Raw genomic sequence first — 20,066 nt, 5'->3', positions numbered from 1 at the left:
GCGGGCCTCCCCCGCCCCACCGGTGTCACCTCGGCCGGAGGACGAGGTGCCCCTGGCCCGGGCGGATGCAGGAGGTGTCGCCCTCCAGCTCGACCAGGAGCGGCAGCAGCTCGTGGTAGCAGCACACCGACGTGGGTACCGACAGCACCTCGGGGGTGCTGAGCAGGAAGGGCAGCTCGGCGCGCAGGTAGGCCATCCCCGCCGCGAAGCGGGCCCCGGCGGGCCCGGGCCCGTCACCGACGATGGTCCGCACGTGTTCCTCGCACGCGCGCAGCACCGTGGGGTCCTCGGCGAGCTCCCGGTCGATCCGGGCGAGGGCCGTCCGGTACCCGGGCAGGTCGACCGTCTCCGACAGGGCCAGGGCTCTGACCCGGGCGGGCACGTCGGAGGCCGCCTCCATGGCCCGGCGGACGCGGCGCCGTACGTCCCGCAGCGCCCGGCTGGCCCGTCTGGCGGCCTGTGCCGCGTCGTCGCCGCACGCCCGGTACATGGTGTCGAGGTGCAGGTCGGCGTAGAGGAGGTCGACGGAGGCGAACCTGTGCCCGATCCAGTCGATGATCTGGGCGAGCCGCCGCTGACTGAAGTAGCCGTTCCCGGCGCTGATCCCGATGAGGGCGTGGTCGCCGCGTTCCACGAGGAGCTCGCACGTCCGGGTGAAGGGGCTGGCCTCGAACACGCCGTCCCCCGGTGATCCGACCTCCGAACCACCCCGGCCGGGCTCTCCCGGCCACGTCGTCTCAGGCGGAAACGGCACCGGGCTCCTCCAGGGCGGCGGCGAGCCGGTCACACAGCTCGTCGAGCAGGACGTCCAGCTCCCGGTCGGCCATCGCCCCGCACATGACGTCGTCCATGCGCGCCTTGAGGTCGGTCAGTTCCGGGGAGTCGGGGAACCGATCCCGGACCGCAGGGAGAGGACGCGTCGGGCGGCGTCCAGGCAGCGGAGGGGGCCGTACGCGGCCGGTTCCTCCAGCAGGCCTCTGCCGCTGCTGAGCAGGTAGGCGGCGAGCAGCACCAGTTCCTCACCGGTGCGGTGGTCATTCACCCCAGCACTCATGGCTGATCACCTCGTTCCGGCCGCGCCTGGGCGCGGTCTCGGGGGTTCGGTCCGGGTGCCCGATCGACACCAGGAGCAGTGGTTGCAGGTGGCTCGGCAGCCTGAGGAACCTGCTGACGGGGCCCTTGCGGAAGCTGGCGGAGGGGCAGGCTCCGAGGCCCACGGCGTGTGCGGCCAGCAACAGGTTCTGCACGGCCATGGCCACGCAGAGCATGCCCTCGTCCCAGGCGCCGCCGCCGACCGCGCGGGAGCGGTCGAAGCAGGCCGCCACGACGAGGGGCGGGCGCTCGATGATGCCCGGGGAGAACGCGTGGACCAGTCTCAGGGTGCGCGGGCGACGGACCGTGACGAACGCCCACGCCTGCTTGTTGGAGGCGGAGGGTGCCGCGAGCATGGCGTCCAGGAGGGGTTCGAGGAGGTCGTCCTCCACCGGTCTGTCGCTGAAGGAGCGGACGACTCTTCGCGTGGTCAGAACGTGGAGTGCCTGTGCCGCCCGGCTCTGGGCCGGGTGCCGCGGTTCTTCGGCCACCACAGCCATACCCACTCTCCGTATTGGTTAAAATTCAGGGAGTAATATAGCGTGTCGCCTGGCCTTGCGGAGGCCGTTGGACCCTCCGGCCGACCCCCGGCTGAGGGCAGTCATCGAAAGGCGCAAGACACCCGTGTCCTCTCCTCCCCTCTCCTCGGTGCACGACGGCCCCACGCCGCTGAGCGGCCCCGCCCTGAAACTCTTCGAGCTGATCACGTCCAGCTGGGTCGCGGCCGCCGTGAGCGCCGCCGCCGAGCTCGGTGTGGCCGACGCGATGTCCGCCGCCCCGACACCGGTCGACCAGATCGCGAAACTGGTCGGGGCCGACCCCGACGCCCTGCACCGGCTGCTGCGCGCCTGCGCCGACCTCGGCCTGGTCGAGGAACTCCCGGGGCGGGCCTACGCGCTCACCGAGGTCGGCCGGGCCCTGCGTTCGGACGCGCCCGACTCCATGCGCGGGTACGCCCGCTGGCTGGGCAGCCCGGCCGAGCGCTCCACCATGGCCCACCTGGCGGACGCGGTGCGCACGGGAGGGCCGGTGTTCGAGGCCGTCCACGGTGCCCCGGTCTGGGACTACATGCGCGACCACCCGGAGTCCGCCTCGGTGTTCGACCAGGGGATGACCGACATCTCCTCGCAGATCACCCGTTCCCTGGTGGACGAGTACGACTTCGGCGACAGCGCGTGCCTGGTCGACGTCGGGGGCGGACGGGGCCGCCTCCTGTCCCTGCTCCTCACGGCCCACCCGCACCTGACCGGGGTCCTGTACGACCGGCCCGAGGTGGTCCGCGACGCCGACCCGGCGCTGTCACGGGAGGGGCTCGCGGGGCGCTGCCGGGTCGTGGGCGGGAGCTTCCTCGACTCCGTGCCCGAAGGGGGCGACACCTACCTGCTCGCCAGCGTCGTCCACAACTGGAACGACGCCGACACCGTCCGCGTCCTCACCCACTGCCGGAACGCCGTGACCGACGGGGGCCGGGTCCTGCTCGCCGAGGTGCTGGTGCCCGACGGCCCCGCCCCCGAGCGGACGGCCAAGTTCATGGGCCTCAGCATGCTGGTCCACTGCGACGGCAAGCAGCGGACCCGGGCCGAGTTCGCCGAGGTCGCCGAGCGCGCCGGGCTCCGGCTGAACCGGGTGGTGCCGGGGACCGGGGTCAGCGTGGTGGAGCTGGTGCGCGCCTAGGTGTCCTGACCATGGAGGTTGAGTACACCCGGGAACGCGGGGAGATCGGTGCCCGCCCGTCACGGGGGCGGGCGGGCACCGCGCGGTCAGGGCACGTCGGCCGGAGTGAGCAGGGTCAGGTCCTCGCGCGTGGGCTCGGCGAGGGCGATGGTGCGCCCCGCCTGGCGGGTGATCATCCGCTCCAGGACCTGGCGCGCGTACCGGGCGTTACCGAAGGACTCGGTGCGCGGCACGCCCGCGAAGTGCGCCTCCAGGGCGGCCACCGTCTCTCCCGGGACGGTGAACCCGCCCGCCTCCGCCATGCTGTTGACGATGGAGACGAGTTCCTCGTCGGAGTAGTCCGCGAACCGGACGTGGTGGGCGAACCGCGAGGCCAGACCGGGGTTGGAGTCGAGGAAGCGCCGCATCTCCGCGTTGTACCCGGCGACGATCACCACCACCTCGTCCCGGTGGTCCTCCATCAGTTTGACCAGGGTGTCCACGGCCTCCTGACCGAAGTCGCCGTTGGCCCCGGTCGGAGTGAGCGTGTACGCCTCGTCGATGAACAGCACACCGCCGCGCGCCTTCTCGAAGGTCTCCAGAGTGAGCTGCGCGGTGTGTCCGATGTAGCGGCCGACCAGGTCCGAGCGGGCCGCCTCCACCGTGTGCCCGAGCGGCAGCACTCCCAGGGCCCGCAGCAGCTGGCCGTACAGTCGGGCGACGGTGGTCTTACCGGTACCGGGCGGGCCCGCGAAGACCAGGTGGTGGCTCAGACTGGGGGCGGGCATCCCGATCGCGCGCCGGCGTTCGGCGGCGACCAGCACGTTGACCAGGTCGTTGACGGTGGACTTCACCTCGGACAGACCGGTCAACGCGTCGAGTTCGGCGCGCAGGCCCGCCACGTCGTCCCCGCCGGGCCCGGCCGACCGCTCGGGAGCGGCGCCGAGGTCGTCGGGGGTGAGCACGGTGAGTTCGGAGGGGTCGGCGGGCGGGTCCTCGCCGAGCCGGTGCGCCTGGCGGTCCACCATCTCCTCGAAGACCTTGCGGGCCTCACGACCGTTACCGAACGCCGGGCCCTTGGGCAGCGCCTCGAAGTGCTGGAGCAGCAGGGGGCGCAGGTCCGGGGAGAGCGTGTACTGGTGGACGGCGCCGAGGCGCTCCACGATGCTCACCAGTTCCTCGGCCCCGTAGTTGGGGAAGGTGATGGTCCGCGCGAAACGCGAGGCCAAGCCGGGGTTGGAGGACAGGAAGCCGTCCATCTCGGCCGCGTACCCGGCGACGATCACCACCACCTCGTCGCGGTGGTCCTCCATGAGCTTGACCAGGGTGTCGATGGCCTCCTGACCGAAGCCGCCGTTGTCCTCGGAGGAGAGCGTGTACGCCTCGTCGACGAACAGCACGCCGCCCCGGGCCTTCTCGAACACCTCGGTGGTCTTGATGGCGGTGGCACCGACGTACTGCCCGACCAGGTCGGCTCGGGCGGCCTCGACGACGTGCCCGTAGCGGAGCACGTCCAGGTCGGCCAGTACCCGGCCGTAGAGGCGTGCCACGGTCGTCTTGCCCGTGCCCGGAGGACCGGCGAAGACCAGGTGGCGGGCGACCGGCGGCGAGGGCAGGCCCATCTCGGCGCGGTGGCGGGCCATCTTGTTGCGGTTGATGAGGGTGGTGACCTCGTCCTTGACGCTCTCCAGCCCGATGAGGGCCTGGAGTTCGGCCAGCGGGCCCCGCTCCTCGTCGTCCTCCGGGTCGTCCTCGGCCGACGCCCCCGGCACGGAACCGGCCCCGGCCGCCACGGCGTCCGGCCCAAAGAGGTCCTCCGCCTGGTTGTCCTCGCTGACGAGGGAGCTGGCCCGGACGTGGTCACCGGCGACGGTCTGGCGCAGCCCGGCCCGGCCGTTGCCGCGCACCGTGCAGCCGTCGAGGACGACCTCCTCGCCCGTGCCGACGAGCACGCCGTCGCCCCCGTTGCCGACGAGTTCGCAGGAGCGCAGCACGGCGCGGGCGCCCGCCGCCACCAGGACGCCGTTGCGGGTGTTCTCGTGCGAGCGCACGCGCAGCGCCGCGATCTCCCCCTCCGAGTGCACGGCGACCCCGTCGCCGCCGCACTCGGAGACCTCGCTGTCACGCAGGTCGAGGACGGCGCCGCCAGCGGCGGCGAGCCCGTTCTCCCGGGCGCCGACCACGCGAACCCCGCTCAGGGAGGCCCGCGCCCCGGCCGCCGCGTACACCCCGGTCCGCCGGGGACGGGTGACCTCCACGTCCTCCACGCGTCCGCCGCCGCCCTCCCAGCGCACTCCGTGGCCGCGCGCCCCGGTGACCGTGCCGTTGCGGAGGAAGGGGGCCGCGCCGGAGAGGATCTCGACACCCGCTCCGGCGGTGCGCCCCACGGTGACGCGGTCGAACTCGGCGGTGGAGTCCTCGGCGACGTGGATTCCGGCGGACTCCGCCCCGTGGACGTTCAGGCCGCTGAACGCGGTGGAGGAACGGCCCGTGACGCTGACCCCCTCCGCCTTGGCGTCGCGGACGTCGCACTCACGGAGGTGACCCCGGGCCTTGTCCTCGGCGACGATGCCCGCGCCACCGCTGCCGGTGACGCGGACCCGCTCCACGCGGGGGTCGGTACCGGCACGCAGGACCAGGCCCCGGCCCGCGGGACGGTCGACGGTGAGGTCGCTGACGGTGACGGAGGACCGGGTGGAGATGACGACGCCGTCGTCGGCGACCGCGTGCACCCGCAGGCCGCTCAGGCGGGTGGCCGCGTGCTCGTCGATCACCACGGCGGCCTTGGTGGTACCCGAGACCGTGCAGTCGCTGATGTGTCCGGCGCCTCCGCCGGCCGCGTAGATCCCGTTGGCGCCGGCGTCGCGGATGGTGCACCGGCGCACCTCGGGGGCGCCCTTGTCGTTGATGACGACGCCGCTGGTACCGACGTCCTCGATCACGCAGTCCTCGATGACGCTGGTCTGCTCGGAGGTGACGACGATGCCCGCGCCCTCACCGCACCGCACCGTGCAGCCCCGGAGCGCCAGGGCGCCCTTGTCCCGGGCGAGCACCGCCGCCCAGGAGGAGCCCTCGACCTCGCAGTCGGCCAGCTCGACCTGTCCGGCGGCGGCGTCGACCACCGGGGCCTCCTTGTCACGGCCGCGCAGGACGAGGCCGGTGAGCTTGACCGCCTCGGCGACGGAGGTGACCGCGGAGCCGGAGGAGCACAGGATCTCGACGGTCCCGGGCCCCTCGGCGGCCATCAGCGTGACCACGCGTGAGAGCACGAGCTTCTCGTCGTAGCGGCCCGGTGCCAGTGACAGTACGGCTCCGTCACTGGCGGCGGCGAGGGCCTCGCCGATGGTGCGGAACTCGGCTCCGCCGGAGGGGTCGACCGCGCGCACGTGACGGTTCATCGCCTGTCGTCTTCCTTTCTGTGCCCGCGGGCCGGTGGGCCCGCGGGCTTGTCCTACAGTGCCGGTCAGGGGTTACCGGCGACTACCCGGCCGTCAGCGGCACTCGGTCTCGACCACGGAGATGGGCAGCTGCGGGGCTTCGCCGCCCTCGGGGATGGGGCCCCGGTTGCGTGCGCGCAGCGTGAACGAGTTGCCCTCGGGCTGGAACTCGGTCAGCGCCCAGTACCGGCCGCCGTCGGGCTTGGTGACCTCGAAACCGCCACGGAAGCCGTCAGCGGTGTTGTCACCGTCGAACAGCTCGTAGTGCATCGGGACGCCGTTGGCCCACAGCGGTTCGGGACCGTTCTGCACGAGGATCTTGACGGTGCAGGTGGACCCGGGCCGGTTGGGCCAGAACGTCCACTCCGCGGAGGTTCCGCCACCGTCGGGGTCGCCGCTCACGGCCATGACATCGTAGCCGTCGACGCATCCGCGCTCGGTGTAGCCCGAGGGTCCCGAGCGCCAGACACCGTCTCCGTGCACCCGGTAGCGGGCGCCCTCGTTGCTGCACCCGGGACCCGAGACCGCGAAGAAGGACTCCGGCTCGGACTGCGGCTCGGGTTCGGGCTCCGGCTCCGGGTCCGGCTCCGGCTCCGGGTCGGGCTCCGGCTCGGGGTCGGGCTCGGACCGGTTCTCGTCGGAACCGGTCTCCTCGGGCTCCGCGCCCTCGCTGAGCGGTGTGCCGCTCTGACCGGACCGGGCGGTGAGCGGTGATGCCACCGCACCGTCGGGCTCGCCCTCGACTCCGCCCTCGGGGTCGCCCTCCTCGTCCTCGTCCTCTTCCTTCTGCGGGCCCTTGCCGGGGGCCGGGTCCTTGGACCCCTGCGGGTCGTCCTGGCCCTGGCCGCCGCGTTCGTTCAGCAGGGTGTCGAGTAGCGAGCCCTTCTCCACGGTCACGCCGAGGGGGTCGCCGACGCCGCCGCCCTCACCGCCGCCGCCGTCGCGGCCGCCGTCCTCGTCGTCCTCCTCAGAGGCGCCGACCGGCGGAACGCCCTGAGGACCCCCGGACGAGGGCTCCACGGGACGCTCGGGGACGCCCCCGCCCGTCCCTCCGGCGGCACCCGCGCCCGCGCCGGCGGAGGCGGGGTCCGGCACGGAACCGGGCTCGGTACCGGTGTCGGCGCCGGGCGGAACGGGGGTGTTCGGCTGGACCTCGGGAACGTACCCCTGCACGCCCGTGCCCGAGGCCGACGCGGAAGCCGAGGAGGTGGCCTGGTCCGCGAAGCCGCCGCCCGCCGCGAGGTCGCCCTGGAGCAGGGCGTCGCCCTGCTGGTCCTGGGCGGCCGAGAAGCCGAAGGGGGCGGCGACCAGCATGAGCCCGGCGATGGCCGCGACCGCGAGCACCGGACGGCTCGGACGGTAACGGTCGTCGTCGGCCTTCACTGCGCCGTCCGCCGAGCGGTCGGCACCGCCGCGCAGGGCCAGCGCCCCGAGGAGGGCGCGGCGTCCGCGCTCGGTGCTGTCGGTCGCGGTGTCGGTCGCGGTGTCGGCCGCGACCGGGGCGGCCCCGGTGGACGCGGCCGCGGGGGTGGTGGGAGCGGTGTGGGGGGCTGTCTGTCCTGGGCCGGGCTCGGACGGGGCCCCGATGGCGTCCCTGGCCTTGGCCGAGGGCGCCTCCCCCGTCGAGCTCAGCACGGGCCCCGGGCGGTGGGGACCGCGCGCTGCCTCGTTGTTGTCCGTCATTCTTCGTTTCTTCCTTTCGGAAACCGGAGGTTCTCCGGCGGGTCGGGGGCGGCCGCGAAGAGCGGCGCGGTGGGGAGGGTCTGTGGACGGTCAGCCGCGCGGGTTGATGGCGGAGAAGAAGGTCGACAGTACCGAGGGTCTGACCGGGGGGTCGGTGGTCGGCTGGAGGGGCGGCGGGTTCTGGGGGTTCTGGGTGTTCGTGTTCTGGGACTGGTTGCCGCGCGTGTTCCGGTCACGCCGGTCCTCGCGCGAAGTGTCGGTGGTGTCGCTGGTCTCCGTGGGGGCGGGGAAGGCGCTCTCCAGTGAGTCGAAGTAGGCCCTCAGGGCCCGGCGGTGCTTCGTGAGGGCCTCGTGCAGTTCCTGGCGGCGTTTGACGAGGTCGCTCAGGGCGTCGACCGTCTCCTTCGAGAGCCCGTTGGTGGTGCCCTCGCTCTCCCGCAGCCTCTCCAGTTCGTTCTTGGCCGTCTCGTACTCGGCCGAGGTCCGGGCCTCCGGACGGTTCCAGCCGCGGTCCTCGGCGGTGGAGCCGAGGAACTCCCGGATCGCCTGGACTCCCCGGGAGGTCTCCGCGGACCAGATCCGCGGGTCCAGGTCGGGGCCCACGGACAACAGGTCCCGGGCCTCCCGTGCCCGGGTCCGGGCGTCCTCCGAGCGGTCCAACCCCAGCTCGTTGTCGACCGCCTTGCCGAGTTCCTTCTCGGAGTCGGCCGCCTTGTCCTGGTTCTCGGCCACCGTGTTCCAGGCGTCGATGGAACCCTGGTCCACCCCGGTGGCCAGCGCCCGGACCTGCTCCGCACTGAGCCAGACGTCGACGGTGGTCCGGGTCGACTCCGCCTTGGGCGGCGTCCCGGATGCGGTGTCCTGAGCGACCAGCAGGGCGTCGACGGGGAAGCGCACCAGGTAACCCTGGCCCTTGGCGGGGGCGGCGGCGTCGGTGCGCGCGGTGGAGGACGCCTGCTTTCCACCGCCCGAACCGGTACTGCTCGCGCCCGCGTCGGACAACCCGCCGCCGACGAGGGCCGAACCCTCGTTGAAACCGGAAGCGGGCGAGGAGACTCCCTTCATGCCGGACAGGTCGATCCCGGTGTTGAGCGCCGCCGACCCGCTGTGCGCGACGGAGATCTCCTCGCGGTGCGTGTTCGAGCTCTCCTTGCCGGTCGCCAGCTCCTTGACGGCACCGATGATGGTGGCGTTGTCGGGGTCGACCTTGGTGAAGAGCTTGGTCTCCAGGCCGGGTACGGCGAAGGGGCCCTGCGGGTCGTCTCCCACCAGGGTCGCGCCCCCGTTGTCGGACGACTGGCCGAACAGCCCGCGCAGCACCTGCTCGTCCACGGCCGCGGACAGCATGTCCGCGCGCGATCCGGCCCGGCCCTCGCGGAGGAACGTGACGGCGTCGCCGACGTCGCGCGAGGCGCCGTCCGGGTCCCAGCCCAGTGCGCGCGCCTGCGCGATCAGCGCCGCGTCGGCGATCGGCCCCCGCCCCACCGACTCGGGCGGAGGCAGGGCGTGGTCCGAGCGCCCGGGCCCGCCCCGCCAGTCGTCGGCGAAGGACTGGATGTCCCGGCCTCCGCCAGCCGGAGGGGTGACCGCCTGGGGGGTCGGGGGCTCTGGCGTCTCGGCGGTCGGCTGTGTGGGCTGGAACGCCCCCGCCTGGAACACCTCGTTCCGGTCGCCCACCGGAACGGTCCCGTTGAGGACCCCCCGTGAGCCGCTCCCGTACCAGCGGTCCAGGGACAGGGAGAAGTCGACCTTCATCTGCGAGGTGGAGTTGACCCCGGGCGCCTTGATGGTGCGCGTGGTCGTGTCCGAGGTGGCGTCCGCCTCCAGCTTCGTGTCGGTGGTCGCGCTCTCCCAACCGGTTCCGGCGGTCCCGGTGTTGGACTGGTAGCGGTCGCCGGGGAACTCGGGTGACCCGTCGGGCTTGGTCCCGGTGGCGTGGACGGGGTTGAAGCCGCCGTCCAGGCCGGCGGTCACGCCGTGCTTCTTCTGCTTGCCCTGGGAGGTGGTCTTCTCGGCGGACTGCGCGAGGGAGCGCTCCGACGCCAGACCGGACTCCACCGAGTGGAACCGGGGCGTGCCGTCGCGCCCCAGGCCCAGGCGTATCCAGCCACTGCTGCTGAAGCGCTGCTCTCCGAAGTTGGCCTCCCGCACCCGGATGGGCAGGACCAGACCGCCGGTCTGGAGCCTGCGGTTGGTCCCCCGCGTGTTGGTGGCGGAGAGGGCCACCTTGATGTCGTGCTTGCTCTGGTCGGTCAGCTCGACCCCGTACTCGCGCACCTGCTGGTCGATCTGGGCCACCGCCCCGGCGGTGTCGATGCCGTTGAGGGCGTAACCGGAGCTCTCCCTGCCAGGAACGAACCCGATGTCGTCCGGGACGGAGCGGGCGTTGGAGAGCGCGGTGTCGAGTCCGGCGGTGCCCGGAAGCGCCCCCTTCTGCGCGAGGTCGAGGACCCGGTAGCGGGACTCGGACGAACCGGCTTCGGTATGGCTCGGCTTCTGGGTCCGACCACCGCCCGAACCCTTCTTGATCGGCACACCGTCAACGTCCTTGGTGGAACCGAACGGCATCGACACGAAGGCGTTCCAACGGGTGCGAATCCTGCCTGCCACGCTGAAGTCGTCGGAGGTCGTCACTCCGACGGTACTGCCGGGCAGGGAGACCTTGTCCTCCTCTCCGAACGTGTTCGAGTCCCCTGCCGTCTGGGTCTTCTTCGAGGCCCAGGGCACGATGCCGAGGGAGCCGCGGACGCGGTTGTTCCTGGTGTCCGACTGGTTGGGGGCGCCCTCGCCCTTCAGCCCGAGCAGCGTGTTGTGCGACGTGCTCTCGCTGGTACCGGTGCCCCGGTCGGACTCGGTCTTGTAGGTGAGGTCGAGGCCGCTGTCGAGCACGGCGTCGGAGGTGCGCATCCCCTTGCGGTCGGCGCTGATGTCCAGGTTGAGGTCGGCGCGTTTGCGTACGCCGTCCTCGAACTGCCCCTGGAGGGGCAACCCGCCGTCGTGGACGTCCATCGTGTGGGCGGCCAGGGCCTTGGGCGAGCTGAGGACCTTCCAGTGGCCGAGGACGGCCTCGCTGGAACGGGAGGCCGCGGTGAAACCGGGGGCGGACTTGACGATGTTCACGATGTGGTTCCAGAGCCCTGGGGACTCCGAGTACTTGGGTGCGTGCGGCAGGCCGTCGAGGTCGAGGGGCGCCCTGCGGCGAGGCGGCGGGGGCCGGTCGTCGGTGTTCTGACCGTCCTGGTCACGCTGGTCGCCGTCGTGGTCACCGTCGTTGTCGCGCTGGTGGTCCGGCGACCGCCGGTTATCGTCGTTGTCCCGGTTCGTCCCGTTACCGCCACCGTCCTGGTCACGCCCGCTACCGTCGTTCGACCGGTCGTCGTCGTTCTGACGGTTCCGGTCACCGTCGTCCTCTCCGTTCTGGCTACGCGTGTCGGTCGACTCGTCCTCCGCCGTCGGCCTGTGCAACCGGGTGTCACGGTCACGGGAGAACGCGTGGTCGTCCGCCCTACCGCGTGCCTCGGCGGCGGCCCGGTGGGCGTCCCGCTCGCGTTCCAGAGCCTGGGTCAGCCGGTCCCTGCTGTCGGTGAGGTCGTCCCGCGCCCGGACCGACTCGTCCCGGCGCTCGCGGGCCTCACCGGCCTCCCCCTCCACCTTCTCCGCGTTCTTCGCGGAGTCGTCGGCCAGGGTGCGCGCGTCGTCGGCCTCCGTTCGCAGATCGGTGGCCGCGTTCTCGTCCCGGGTCGCCCCGGCCTCCTCCACGGAGGCCTTGTCGTTCTGGGCGTCGGCCCTGTCCTTCAGGTCGCGTGCGTCCTGGTCCGACCGCTGTGACTGAGCGTGCAGATCCTGGACCCGGTCCGAGGGGGCGGGCCGCTGCGGCGGGGTGCCGGACGCCTCCCCCTCCGTGGGCGGCGTCGCCCGGGAGTCGCGGTCCGCCTCGGCGTCCGCGACGGCCCGGTTCGCCTGCTGTTCGGCGTCGTTCAGCCGGTTCCAGTTGTCCAGGGCCGTGGTCCAGGCCCGGTCGGCGGAGTTCTGGTCCGGTGTGTCCCCGAGGGAGTCCAGTCCCGTGTCACGCAGGTCGGGCAGCGGGGTGGGCCGCGCGGTCCGCTCCTTCGGCGGGGTCTCGCCTCCCCCGGAGCGCTCACGGGAGTCCGTCTCGGCCTGGAGCGCGTCGGCGTAGGCCAGCGCCCGCTCGATCGCGTCCCTGCGCTGCCGGGCCGCGTCCCGCAGGTCGCGGGCGGCGTCCAGACGCTCCTTGGTCGCGTCCCTCCGCGCGTCCTCGGCCTTCTTCTCCGCGTCCTGCGCGGCCTTCTCGCGCTCCTGGGCGATCCTCTCGTTCTCGTCGGCGGTCTCCCGGCCCTCCCTCGCAAGCCGCTCGGCCTCGGTGACCCGGTTCTCGCGGTCGGTGAGCTGACCGGCGAGATCCTCGTTGTTCCTGACCTCGGTGTCGGCCACGTCCACGGCGTCGCGGGCCTGCTGGGCCGTGTCCAGGGCCTGCCGCAGGTCTTCCTGGACACGGTTCTCCGCCGTCGTGCGCTCGGCCTCCGAGGCGAAGGGGCCGAGCTCGCCCGGAACGGGGGTCGCCCTGGGGCCCTCCACCAGAACGCGGGGGCCCTGCGGGGTCGGTCCGGTGCTCTGCGGGGTGACGTCGAAGGGGGTGTTCGTCCCGATCGACGCCTCCAGGTGCAGCGCGTAGGACCACGAGTCCAGATCGCCCTTGGCACTGGAGGCGGACTCCACACCCGACTTACGGTTCCCGGACAGCGGGGTGGCCTTCTCCTGTTCGAAGGTGTAGCTGCCACCGAAGTCGACGATGCCCTTGGGGAAGCCGGAGGACGTCGAGCCGATCCGGGCCTGGACGTTCGCCGCCGCCTCACCGACCACGGCGGTCGAGTTCTGCTGACCCGTTCCCTGCGCCGTCGAGGCGTTGAGGCTGGTGCTGAGGGAGCCACCGCTCCGGGAACCCTCGAACCGGGCGTCGTCGAGCGTGCCCTTGAGCCGGACGGTGACGAAGTCGGCGCCGTCCCTGTCGTCGCCGCGCACGGAGGACGTTCCGGGGAACTTGCTGACGAACGAGCGCCACTTGCCGGGAGCGGGCATCATCGCGTTCCGGAGCCCGCCGGTGCGCAGGTAGATCTCGACCCCGTCCCCGATCAGGTTGTCGGACTCGCCGACCGCGCGTCCCACCTTCTCGTAAATCTCCAGGGTGTTCTGTGCGCGCTGGTCCTGGCCGCGCCAGAGGCTGCCCCAGAACCCGCGCCGGTCCCCCCGGGTCCCAGAGGGGTCGTTCACCAGTTCGGGGTGCTTGTTGAACACCTCCTGGTGGATACGCCGGGCAGCGGCGTTCATGGGGGAGTCGCCGTTGGTGTCGCGCAGGCGTCCATCGCCCCACTCGGACCGGATCGGGACCGCCTGGCTCAGGTTGTCCACGCCGTCGTTGTGGAGGCCGGGGGTACTGGGCGCGGTGGGACGGGGCCCGGTGTCCTGGCCGGTGCCGTTCCCGGCGTCGGCCATGGCCCGGGCGTCGGGGGTGGGCACCTGGTCGAGCGTGGTGAGGTTCAGGGTGCCGGGGCTCACGAGGGGTGTCTTCGCGGCCGAGCTTCCGCCGGGCTCGTTGGTGGTCGTGTTCGTGGTGGTGTTGGTGTTCGGATTCCCGGTGTTGGTGATGGTGGTGTTCGGATTCCCGGTGATGGTGGTGTTCGGATTCCCGGTGATGGTGGTGTTCGTGGAGCTGGTGTCCGGGGTGGTGGTGTTCGTGGAGCTGGTGTCCGGGGTGGGCTGGGGTTCGGTGGTCGTCACGTTGTAGGTACGGGTCACCCGGTAGAACGCGGAGTCGCCCTTGGTCCCCGGCCCGTACACGCGCTCGCTGCCGTGCTCGGTGTTGCGCGTGTGCTTCTGGGTGCCCTTACCACCCCCGCTCACCTCACCACCCGCCCGGATGGCCGGGGTCGAGTCCCCGCCGGGGATGATCGTGCCGAGGACGCCGACACCGACCCGGACGTCCTGCTTGTTACTGCGGCCCGCGCTGCTCTGGGCGTTGGCGGCGGACTTATCGGTGTCGGAGAAGGAGGAGTCCTTCATCTCCGGCCCGATCCGTTCGTAGGCGACCGGTCCGCCACTGATCTCGACGAACTGCGTGTTCCCGTCCTTGTCCTGGTACGGGAAGCGCAGCACCTCGCCCTGGTCGGCACGGCCCAGGTTGTCGCGGATCGTCCGCATGTCGACGGGGAAGTTGCCGGGGGCGTCGCTGTCCAGGACCCCGAGCGTGCGCGAGAACCGGGGGGCACGGATCGGCGTCCCGTTGCCGTCACCCTCGCGCGAGGTCGGGTCGTCGGTTCGGAACCGCTGCGGAGGGGTCTGTCGGCTCGTGCCGGACTCGCCGTCACCGTCGCCGTTCTCGGTGCGCAGATGCCCCGGCAGGACCACGTCGACCACGTCGTTCAGCCGGTCGGAGAACTCGACCCGGACGGGCTCCCCATCCGACTCCTGCTGCTGTGGCCGTTGGTCGTCCCCCTGTTGATCGCCGCCGGGCTCGGGCCGGGTCGGCGGGGGCGTCGTCTCCAGGGTGGCCGTCACGGTGACGTCGGCGGTGAAGCGCGCGGGGTCGTCCCCGTCGACGTCGACCTTGCGCTTGTGGCGCCGTTCCCCGCTCATCTGGTACTCGGTGCCGCGTTGGCGGACCGAGAAGTTCGTCTTCACCTTCGGGGTGATCAGCGCGGGCTTTCCCGCGATCTCGCCGATGACGGTGACCGGGACCACGGGGTTGAACCCCTTGCGCCCCTGCTGGGCTCCGGTGCTCACGGACTTGGCCCGGTTCTCCGAGGCATGTGCGGAACCGGTCTTCCGGTCAGGTGAGCTGGTGGTGTCCCGCCACTCCCGGTCGACGGTCAGCTGGAGGTTGCCCCGCGGTGGCGGGGTGGTGTCACCGGTGGTGCGGTCGCCGGTGGGGAGGTCGTGGACGGGGATGGTGAACGTCTGGTCCTGGTCGGGGCGGACCTGGCCGTTGGAGATGTGGTCGAGGGCGCGGTCGAGCGCCTCGGGGTCCGGCCGGACCCCGTGCTCGGCCAGTTGGTCGGTCAGGCGCTGGCGCAGCCCCTGGACGTCGACGTCGGGGTTGACGTGCACGCCGGAGAACTCGCCTCCGTCGTTCCCGGAGTCGATGTCGGTGAGCAGGTCGAGGACCTGCCGCGTCTCCTCGCTGACCGGGGTCGGGGTGGTTTCGGTGGTGGTCGTCTCGGTGGTCTCGGTGGTGACGTTCGGGTCGACGACCACGTTCGAGTCGTCGTTGAGGTTGTCGGTGGTGCTCTCGCTGTTGCCGAGCCCCTCGGAAGCCGTGGTCTCGGTGGTGACGTTCGGGTCGACGACCACGTTCGAGCCGTCGTTGAGGTTGTCGGTGGTGCTCTCGTTGTTGTTGAGACCCTCGGAAGCCGTCGTCTCCGTGGTGGTCGTCGCCTCGGTGGTGACCTGCTGCGGCGGCGGTGGCGGCCCCTGCCCGTGGCTCGTGTCCTCGTTGCTCGGGCCGCCGCGCCGGTTCGAGACGTCCGTCATCGCGTGGTTCTCGGGCTTGGGTCCCCTGTCGAACCACCTGCCGAAGGGAGACGCGGCACGGTGGTTCCCACCACTCTCGGTCGTCACCGGCGTGGGGCCGCTCGGCATCTGCGACAGCGGTGACTCCATACCGGCCCCGCGCGCGGTGTCGAGGGCGTGGTCCCAGCGTCCGTCCGAGGTCCACTCGCGCACCGCGTCGTCGAACGCGTCCCGCAACCGGGGCGGCAGGTCGGACCGCACCCGGTCGTCGTCGCGGCCGAGGACACGGTGGTCGTAGGCGGCGCCGAACAGCGCGATGGTGTCGTCCTGGCTCCGTGTGCCCTCGGGGTCGAGCAGACCGGCCAGGTCACGGTGGACCGAACCGGGGAGGTCGCCCAGCCGGGTCGGCGGGTCGTAGCGCGACCCACCGTCGGCCTGCTGCTCGATCTGCTCCAGGTAGTGGTTGAGGATCTTCGGCGGCGCGCCGTCGCGCCCGCCGGGGGCGTCCATGTAGCCGCCCGCGTCGTGGATCGCGCTCGAACCGGGCGTCCCCCGGAGCACCGCCTGGGGGCGGCCGGACTCCTCCTGGGAGGGGTCGCGGTACTCGTCGTTGAGGCCGAGCCGGTGCAGGGTCTCGTGCAGCCACACGTCCGCCCCGTCGTCCAGGCGCCAGTTGGCGGTGTCGCTGCGGCCCTTCAGGTCCGGGTTCTCGTGGACCCAGGTGATGTCGGCGTGTGGTTGCCCTTCGGGGCCCACCTGCTCCACGCGCACGTGCAGCTGGTCGCCGCTGTCGGGCAGCCGGTAGCGCTGGTTCACCACCTCGTTGAGCCGGTCCGTGAAGTCGCGCCGCGCGATGGCCGCCTGGTCCGGAGTGACCCCGGGTCCGGTGTCGAAGTTGATCCGGACGGTGAGCTCGGTGACGTGTGTCGGGCCGTCCGGGTCGGGGTTCGGCAGGGGGACGCGGCGCACGTCGAAGCCGCGTTCGGCGATCGAGACGATCGGGGAGTCCTTGGTGGACCCGTCCAGGATCTCGACGCCGTCCGTGTCGACCCCGGACCGGTCGCGGTTGTTTCCGACCCTCGTCGGTTCGACGCCGTCGCGGGCGTCCTCCCAGTCCGTGGGCGGCCGGAGCCCCTCGGAGACGGGGGCCGGGGCGTCGGGGTCGGGGCGCGCTTTGGGCGGCGGCGGGGTGTTGGCCGGACCGCGTCTGGCGTCGCCTGTGGTGGAGTCCGTTCCCTGGCCGGCGGGGTTGTTGGGGGCGACCACGACGGGCACGGGAGCGCCGTTGGTCTGGGGGGTGGTGTCGCCCGAGTCGCCGCCCTGGTACGTCGCCGCACCGGGGTTGTCGTCCCGGACCTGGTTCTGGTCGTCACCGTGGTTCTGGGTGACCTGTGCGTCGGGGTCGGGACGAACGGGGGTGTCGGTGTCCTGCGAGCGCGTGTCGTCGCGGCCGGGGTCGTCCTGGAACGGCCGGGAGCCGGTGTCCGTGGTCTCGTCGCCCGCGGGCGTCTCGACGTCGCCGTCGCGGCCGGTGCCGTTAGGGCGTTGGGTGGAGGTCTGGCCGTCGTTGGAGCCCTGTCCGCCCGGGTTCGGGTTCGACGCGGTCGGGGTCTGGGCGGGAGCGCCCTGTCCGTCGCCGGTCCGGTCGCTGTCCTGGTCACCGGAGCGGTTGTCGTTCGCCGGTGCGTCCTGGTGGGGCGATTCCTGGACGGGGGCGTTCGGGTCCGGCGACCCCTGGTCGGACTCAACCGGGTTCGCAGTCTCACGCACAGGAGACTCCCCGGGCCCGTCCTGGTTCTCCGGACCCGGGCCCCGCACCACACCGTCACCGGTCGACCCGTCGTTGACCGGCGAGTCCTGGTTCGACCGCTCCTCACCGGACTCGTTCCGTCCGGGGGTCTCCCGCACGGGCCCGTCCTGGTTCGGGTTCTCCCGGAGCGGCGCGTCACCGCTCTGGTTCGGGGTACCCGTCCGCCGATCGTCGACCGTCGTGTTCTGGTGCGGCGACTCCTGTTCGGGCTCGCTCTGGTTCGGGGTCTGGTCGGTGGTGTCCCCGGCCCCGTTCCGGTGCTCCGACCCCGGCCCCTGGATCGCGCCGTCACCGGTGGACTCGTCCGGGACCGACACGTTCTGGTCCGGGACCGGCACGTTCTGGTGCGGGGAGTCCTGGACCGGCCGCTGCCCGGACTCGTTCTGCTGCCCGGTCTCTTCGGCGGTGTCGTTCCGACCCCCGGTGTTCTCGTCCTGACCGCCGACGACCGGAGCGTCGCCGGTCCCGTCGTTCTCCTCGGAGGTGTTCGGCGGGCCGCCCCGGTTCAGGTGGTCAGTGTCGTTCCCGTCGCCGCGCTGGTCGTTCCCGGACTCGTCGGAGGTCTGGTTCCGGGAGTCGCCCGACCCGGCCTCGTTGGAGCCACCGGCCTCGTTCGAACCACCGGCCTCGTTCGAACCACCGCTCTCATTCGAACCACCGACCTCATTCGAACCACTGCTCTCATTGGAACCGCCGCTCTCATTCGAACCACCGCTTTCGTTGTTCGGCGGCGCGGCGGGCCGGTAGGGGCCCTGGTCCGACTGGCTGTTGGTGTCGGAGGACTCGGTGGTCACCTGCTGGGGTGGAGGGGGAGGCGGCGGGGCCGAGTTCCGCGAGGACTCGGTCGACGTGTCCTCGTCCCGCGAACCGCGCGATTCGTCGCCCCGGCCCGACGAGGAGGAGTCGTTCGAGGTGGAACCGTCCGAGGAGGTACTCGTGGACGCGGTGTTCGTCGTGGTGTCGTTCGAGGACGACTCCGAGGAACCACCGCCCGTGTTCGGGAGCCCGCCACCGGCTCCGTCGCCCGTGCCGCTCCCGCCGCCGCCCTCGACCGGCCCCGGCGTGGGATTGGGGACGTTGGGCACCCCGTTGGGCAGCCCCGCGTTCCTCAGCTGGTCGAGGAGCAGCAGCCCGCCCTGGGTGAGGCTCTGCTGGACCGCGCCGGAGACGAGCCCCGACACACCGGAGAGCCACGTGATGGAGAAGGTCTTCTCGTCACTGAAGAGCAGGTTGAACAGGCCCTCGCTGAGCATCCCCTGGGCCGCGTTGGCGATGCCCCCGCCGCCGAGCTGGGCCAGGAAGTTCTTCCAGTGCGACCCCACGTCGGAGAGCCCGTCGCGCACCCCGGTGGGCACCCCAGTGGTGAGGAAGTCCTTCAACTTCGGGTCGAGGTTGCGCCCGTACTTGTTCACCACGTCGTTCAGGGCGTCGCCGAGGCCCTCCTTCCCCCAGTTGCGGGTGAAGGCGTCGGCGTACTGATTGCCGAACTCGCGCGCCTCGTTGCGGCCCAACGAGTCGCCCAGCGAGTTGGAGAACTGGTCCCCCATGTCGTTGCGGAAGCGCTCTCCGTCGACGGGGCGGTTCCACCCGGGCCGGTTGTCCATGCCGTAGGGACGCAGCAGTTCGTCGCTGTTGCGCCCCATGATGTCGCCGATGCCGTTGGGGAGGTCCCCCGGGCCCTTGCCCGCGCTGCCCGAGGGGAAGTTGTCCCCGAGGTTCTTGGAGATGGAGGGCCCGGTGGTGTTGCCGAGCAGCTTGTTGAACTGGTTCGACAGGGCGCTTCCACCATAGACGGCGGCGGTGCCCAGGAACCCGTCCAGCATCGCGCCCTTGGCGGCGTCCTCGGTGAGCTTGCGGTCCCACCCGTCGCGGTTGCCCTGGTCGATCTGGATGCGCTGGATCAGCGCGTCCAGCGTGAGGGCGAAGAACTGGCTGATGGCCATCTGCTGGATCAGCGTGGAGAGCAGCCGGAACAGGACCCGGCCGATGACGGTGCGGGCGATCGCCTGGAAGATCGGGATCTTGGCCAGAGAGGCGCCGAAGGTGTACGGCGCCATGGCGATCGCCCAGGCGATCTCCAGGGCCAGCTGCACCAGCTGACCGATGATCATCCACTTGGCGTACTGCACCTGCGTGCCCGCGTTGTGGACGTACTCCTGGAGACCCCGGGCGACCGCCGTGCCCTCGCCGAGGTAGTTGTTCTGCCCCGCCGTGAACTCGTCCACCGACTGGTCGAAGAAGTCCGCCGCCGTGGCGTCGAAGTTCTCCCGCACCTTGTTCTTGATCCGGATGACGAGCTGCGGAAGCTCGATCTCCAACCGGTCAGCGGTGGTGCCGTAGACCTGGGCGAGCTCCCACAGCCTCGTCTCGTCGGCGGTGGGCCACTCCGAGCCCGTCAGGACCGAGAACAGGTTGCGGAGTTCGGCGGGCAGTTCCATTCCCATGCGGGTCAGTGCCTCCCGCTGGTACCACCGGCGCCGCCCTGGATACCACCCAGGCGTGCCGCCGTGTCGATGCCGTACTGCTCGGAGCGGCCGAACTGCTTGGCCGTGGCGATGGTGGCCTCGGCGGTGTCCTCGAACGCCGTACCGAGAGTCTTCAGGAAGACCGTGAACTCGTCGCGTGCCGGGAGGTAGTTGGCCTCGAACGACTTGGCGACGGCGTCGCCCTCACCCCAGCACTCGCCCAGGGCGTCAGTCGCGGTGGTGTACCACCGGTCGATCGCCCGTACCTCGGCGGCGAGCTGGTGGATCTCGGCCCCGTCCCTGGCCACCGCTTCGGGGTCGATCGAGATGCGGTCCGACATGGCGCCTCCTTGCTCGTCCTGTCTCTTCCTCATCGTCGCGGGCCGGGAGCGGAGGAGGGTC

Annotated in this window: 7 protein-coding genes and 1 pseudogene; 1 reads left to right on the top strand and 7 read right to left on the bottom strand. The window is 71.8% G+C overall.

What is annotated here, in order from left to right; all coding sequences use genetic code 11:
- Positions 1 to 25 precede the first annotated feature (25 nt).
- The 3 genes and pseudogenes from ACFYL4_RS14490 to ACFYL4_RS14480 form a co-directional block, all read right to left on the bottom strand.
- Positions 26 to 676: a tRNA-dependent cyclodipeptide synthase gene (locus ACFYL4_RS14490; RefSeq protein WP_387518683.1), complete on the bottom strand. Its 651-nt coding sequence runs from the start codon at positions 674 to 676 to the stop codon at positions 26 to 28.
- Positions 677 to 737: 61 nt separating this feature from the next.
- Positions 738 to 1,054 (bottom strand): annotated as a pseudogene (locus ACFYL4_RS14485) (DUF6092 family protein).
- A complete protein-coding gene (locus ACFYL4_RS14480; RefSeq protein WP_387518682.1) occupies positions 1,035 to 1,592 on the bottom strand; it encodes a nitroreductase family protein in 558 nt (185 codons plus the stop codon). The pseudogene ACFYL4_RS14485 and the gene ACFYL4_RS14480 overlap by 20 nt, the downstream one beginning before the upstream one ends.
- A 124-nt stretch (positions 1,593 to 1,716) precedes the next feature.
- Here ACFYL4_RS14480 and ACFYL4_RS14475 point away from each other — a divergent pair, with 124 nt between their 5' ends.
- Positions 1,717 to 2,766: a methyltransferase gene (locus ACFYL4_RS14475; RefSeq protein ID WP_387518681.1), complete on the top strand. Its 1,050-nt coding sequence runs from the start codon at positions 1,717 to 1,719 to the stop codon at positions 2,764 to 2,766.
- A gap of 86 nt (positions 2,767 to 2,852) precedes the next feature.
- On the opposite strand, the gene ACFYL4_RS14470 is transcribed toward ACFYL4_RS14475, so the two are convergent.
- The 4 genes from ACFYL4_RS14470 to ACFYL4_RS14455 form a co-directional block, all read right to left on the bottom strand.
- On the bottom strand, positions 2,853 to 6,143 hold the full coding sequence (locus ACFYL4_RS14470) for a right-handed parallel beta-helix repeat-containing protein (RefSeq protein WP_387518679.1): 3,291 nt from the start codon (positions 6,141 to 6,143) through the stop codon (positions 2,853 to 2,855).
- A 93-nt stretch (positions 6,144 to 6,236) separates the two neighbouring features.
- On the bottom strand, positions 6,237 to 7,865 hold the full coding sequence (locus tag ACFYL4_RS14465; protein ID WP_387518678.1) for a hypothetical protein: 1,629 nt from the start codon (positions 7,863 to 7,865) through the stop codon (positions 6,237 to 6,239).
- Positions 7,866 to 7,955: 90 nt separating this feature from the next.
- Complete coding sequence (locus tag ACFYL4_RS14460; protein ID WP_387518676.1) at positions 7,956 to 19,643, bottom strand: hypothetical protein; 11,688 nt, start codon at positions 19,641 to 19,643, stop codon at positions 7,956 to 7,958.
- A 5-nt stretch (positions 19,644 to 19,648) separates the two neighbouring features.
- On the bottom strand, positions 19,649 to 20,005 hold the full coding sequence (locus tag ACFYL4_RS14455) for a hypothetical protein (RefSeq protein ID WP_357766095.1): 357 nt from the start codon (positions 20,003 to 20,005) through the stop codon (positions 19,649 to 19,651).
- Between the last annotated feature and the right edge of the window lie 61 nt (positions 20,006 to 20,066).

Origin of the sequence: Nocardiopsis sp. NPDC006938, from assembly GCF_042869555.1 — a bacterium.
Lineage (GTDB): Bacteria > Actinomycetota > Actinomycetes > Streptosporangiales > Streptosporangiaceae > Nocardiopsis.
This window is presented reverse-complemented; position numbering and strand designations above follow the sequence as displayed.

Excerpts from the sequence above, each read along its gene's own strand:
- ACFYL4_RS14460 (WP_387518676.1), bottom strand. The coding sequence starts at position 19,643 with ATGGGAATGGAACTGCCCGCCGAACTCCGCAACCTGTTCTCGGTCCTG.
- ACFYL4_RS14470 (WP_387518679.1), bottom strand. The coding sequence starts at position 6,143 with ATGAACCGTCACGTGCGCGCGGTCGACCCCTCCGGCGGAGCCGAGTTC.
- ACFYL4_RS14465 (WP_387518678.1), bottom strand. The coding sequence starts at position 7,865 with ATGACGGACAACAACGAGGCAGCGCGCGGTCCCCACCGCCCGGGGCCC.
- ACFYL4_RS14455 (WP_357766095.1), bottom strand. The coding sequence starts at position 20,005 with ATGTCGGACCGCATCTCGATCGACCCCGAAGCGGTGGCCAGGGACGGG.
- ACFYL4_RS14480 (WP_387518682.1), bottom strand. The coding sequence starts at position 1,592 with ATGGCTGTGGTGGCCGAAGAACCGCGGCACCCGGCCCAGAGCCGGGCG.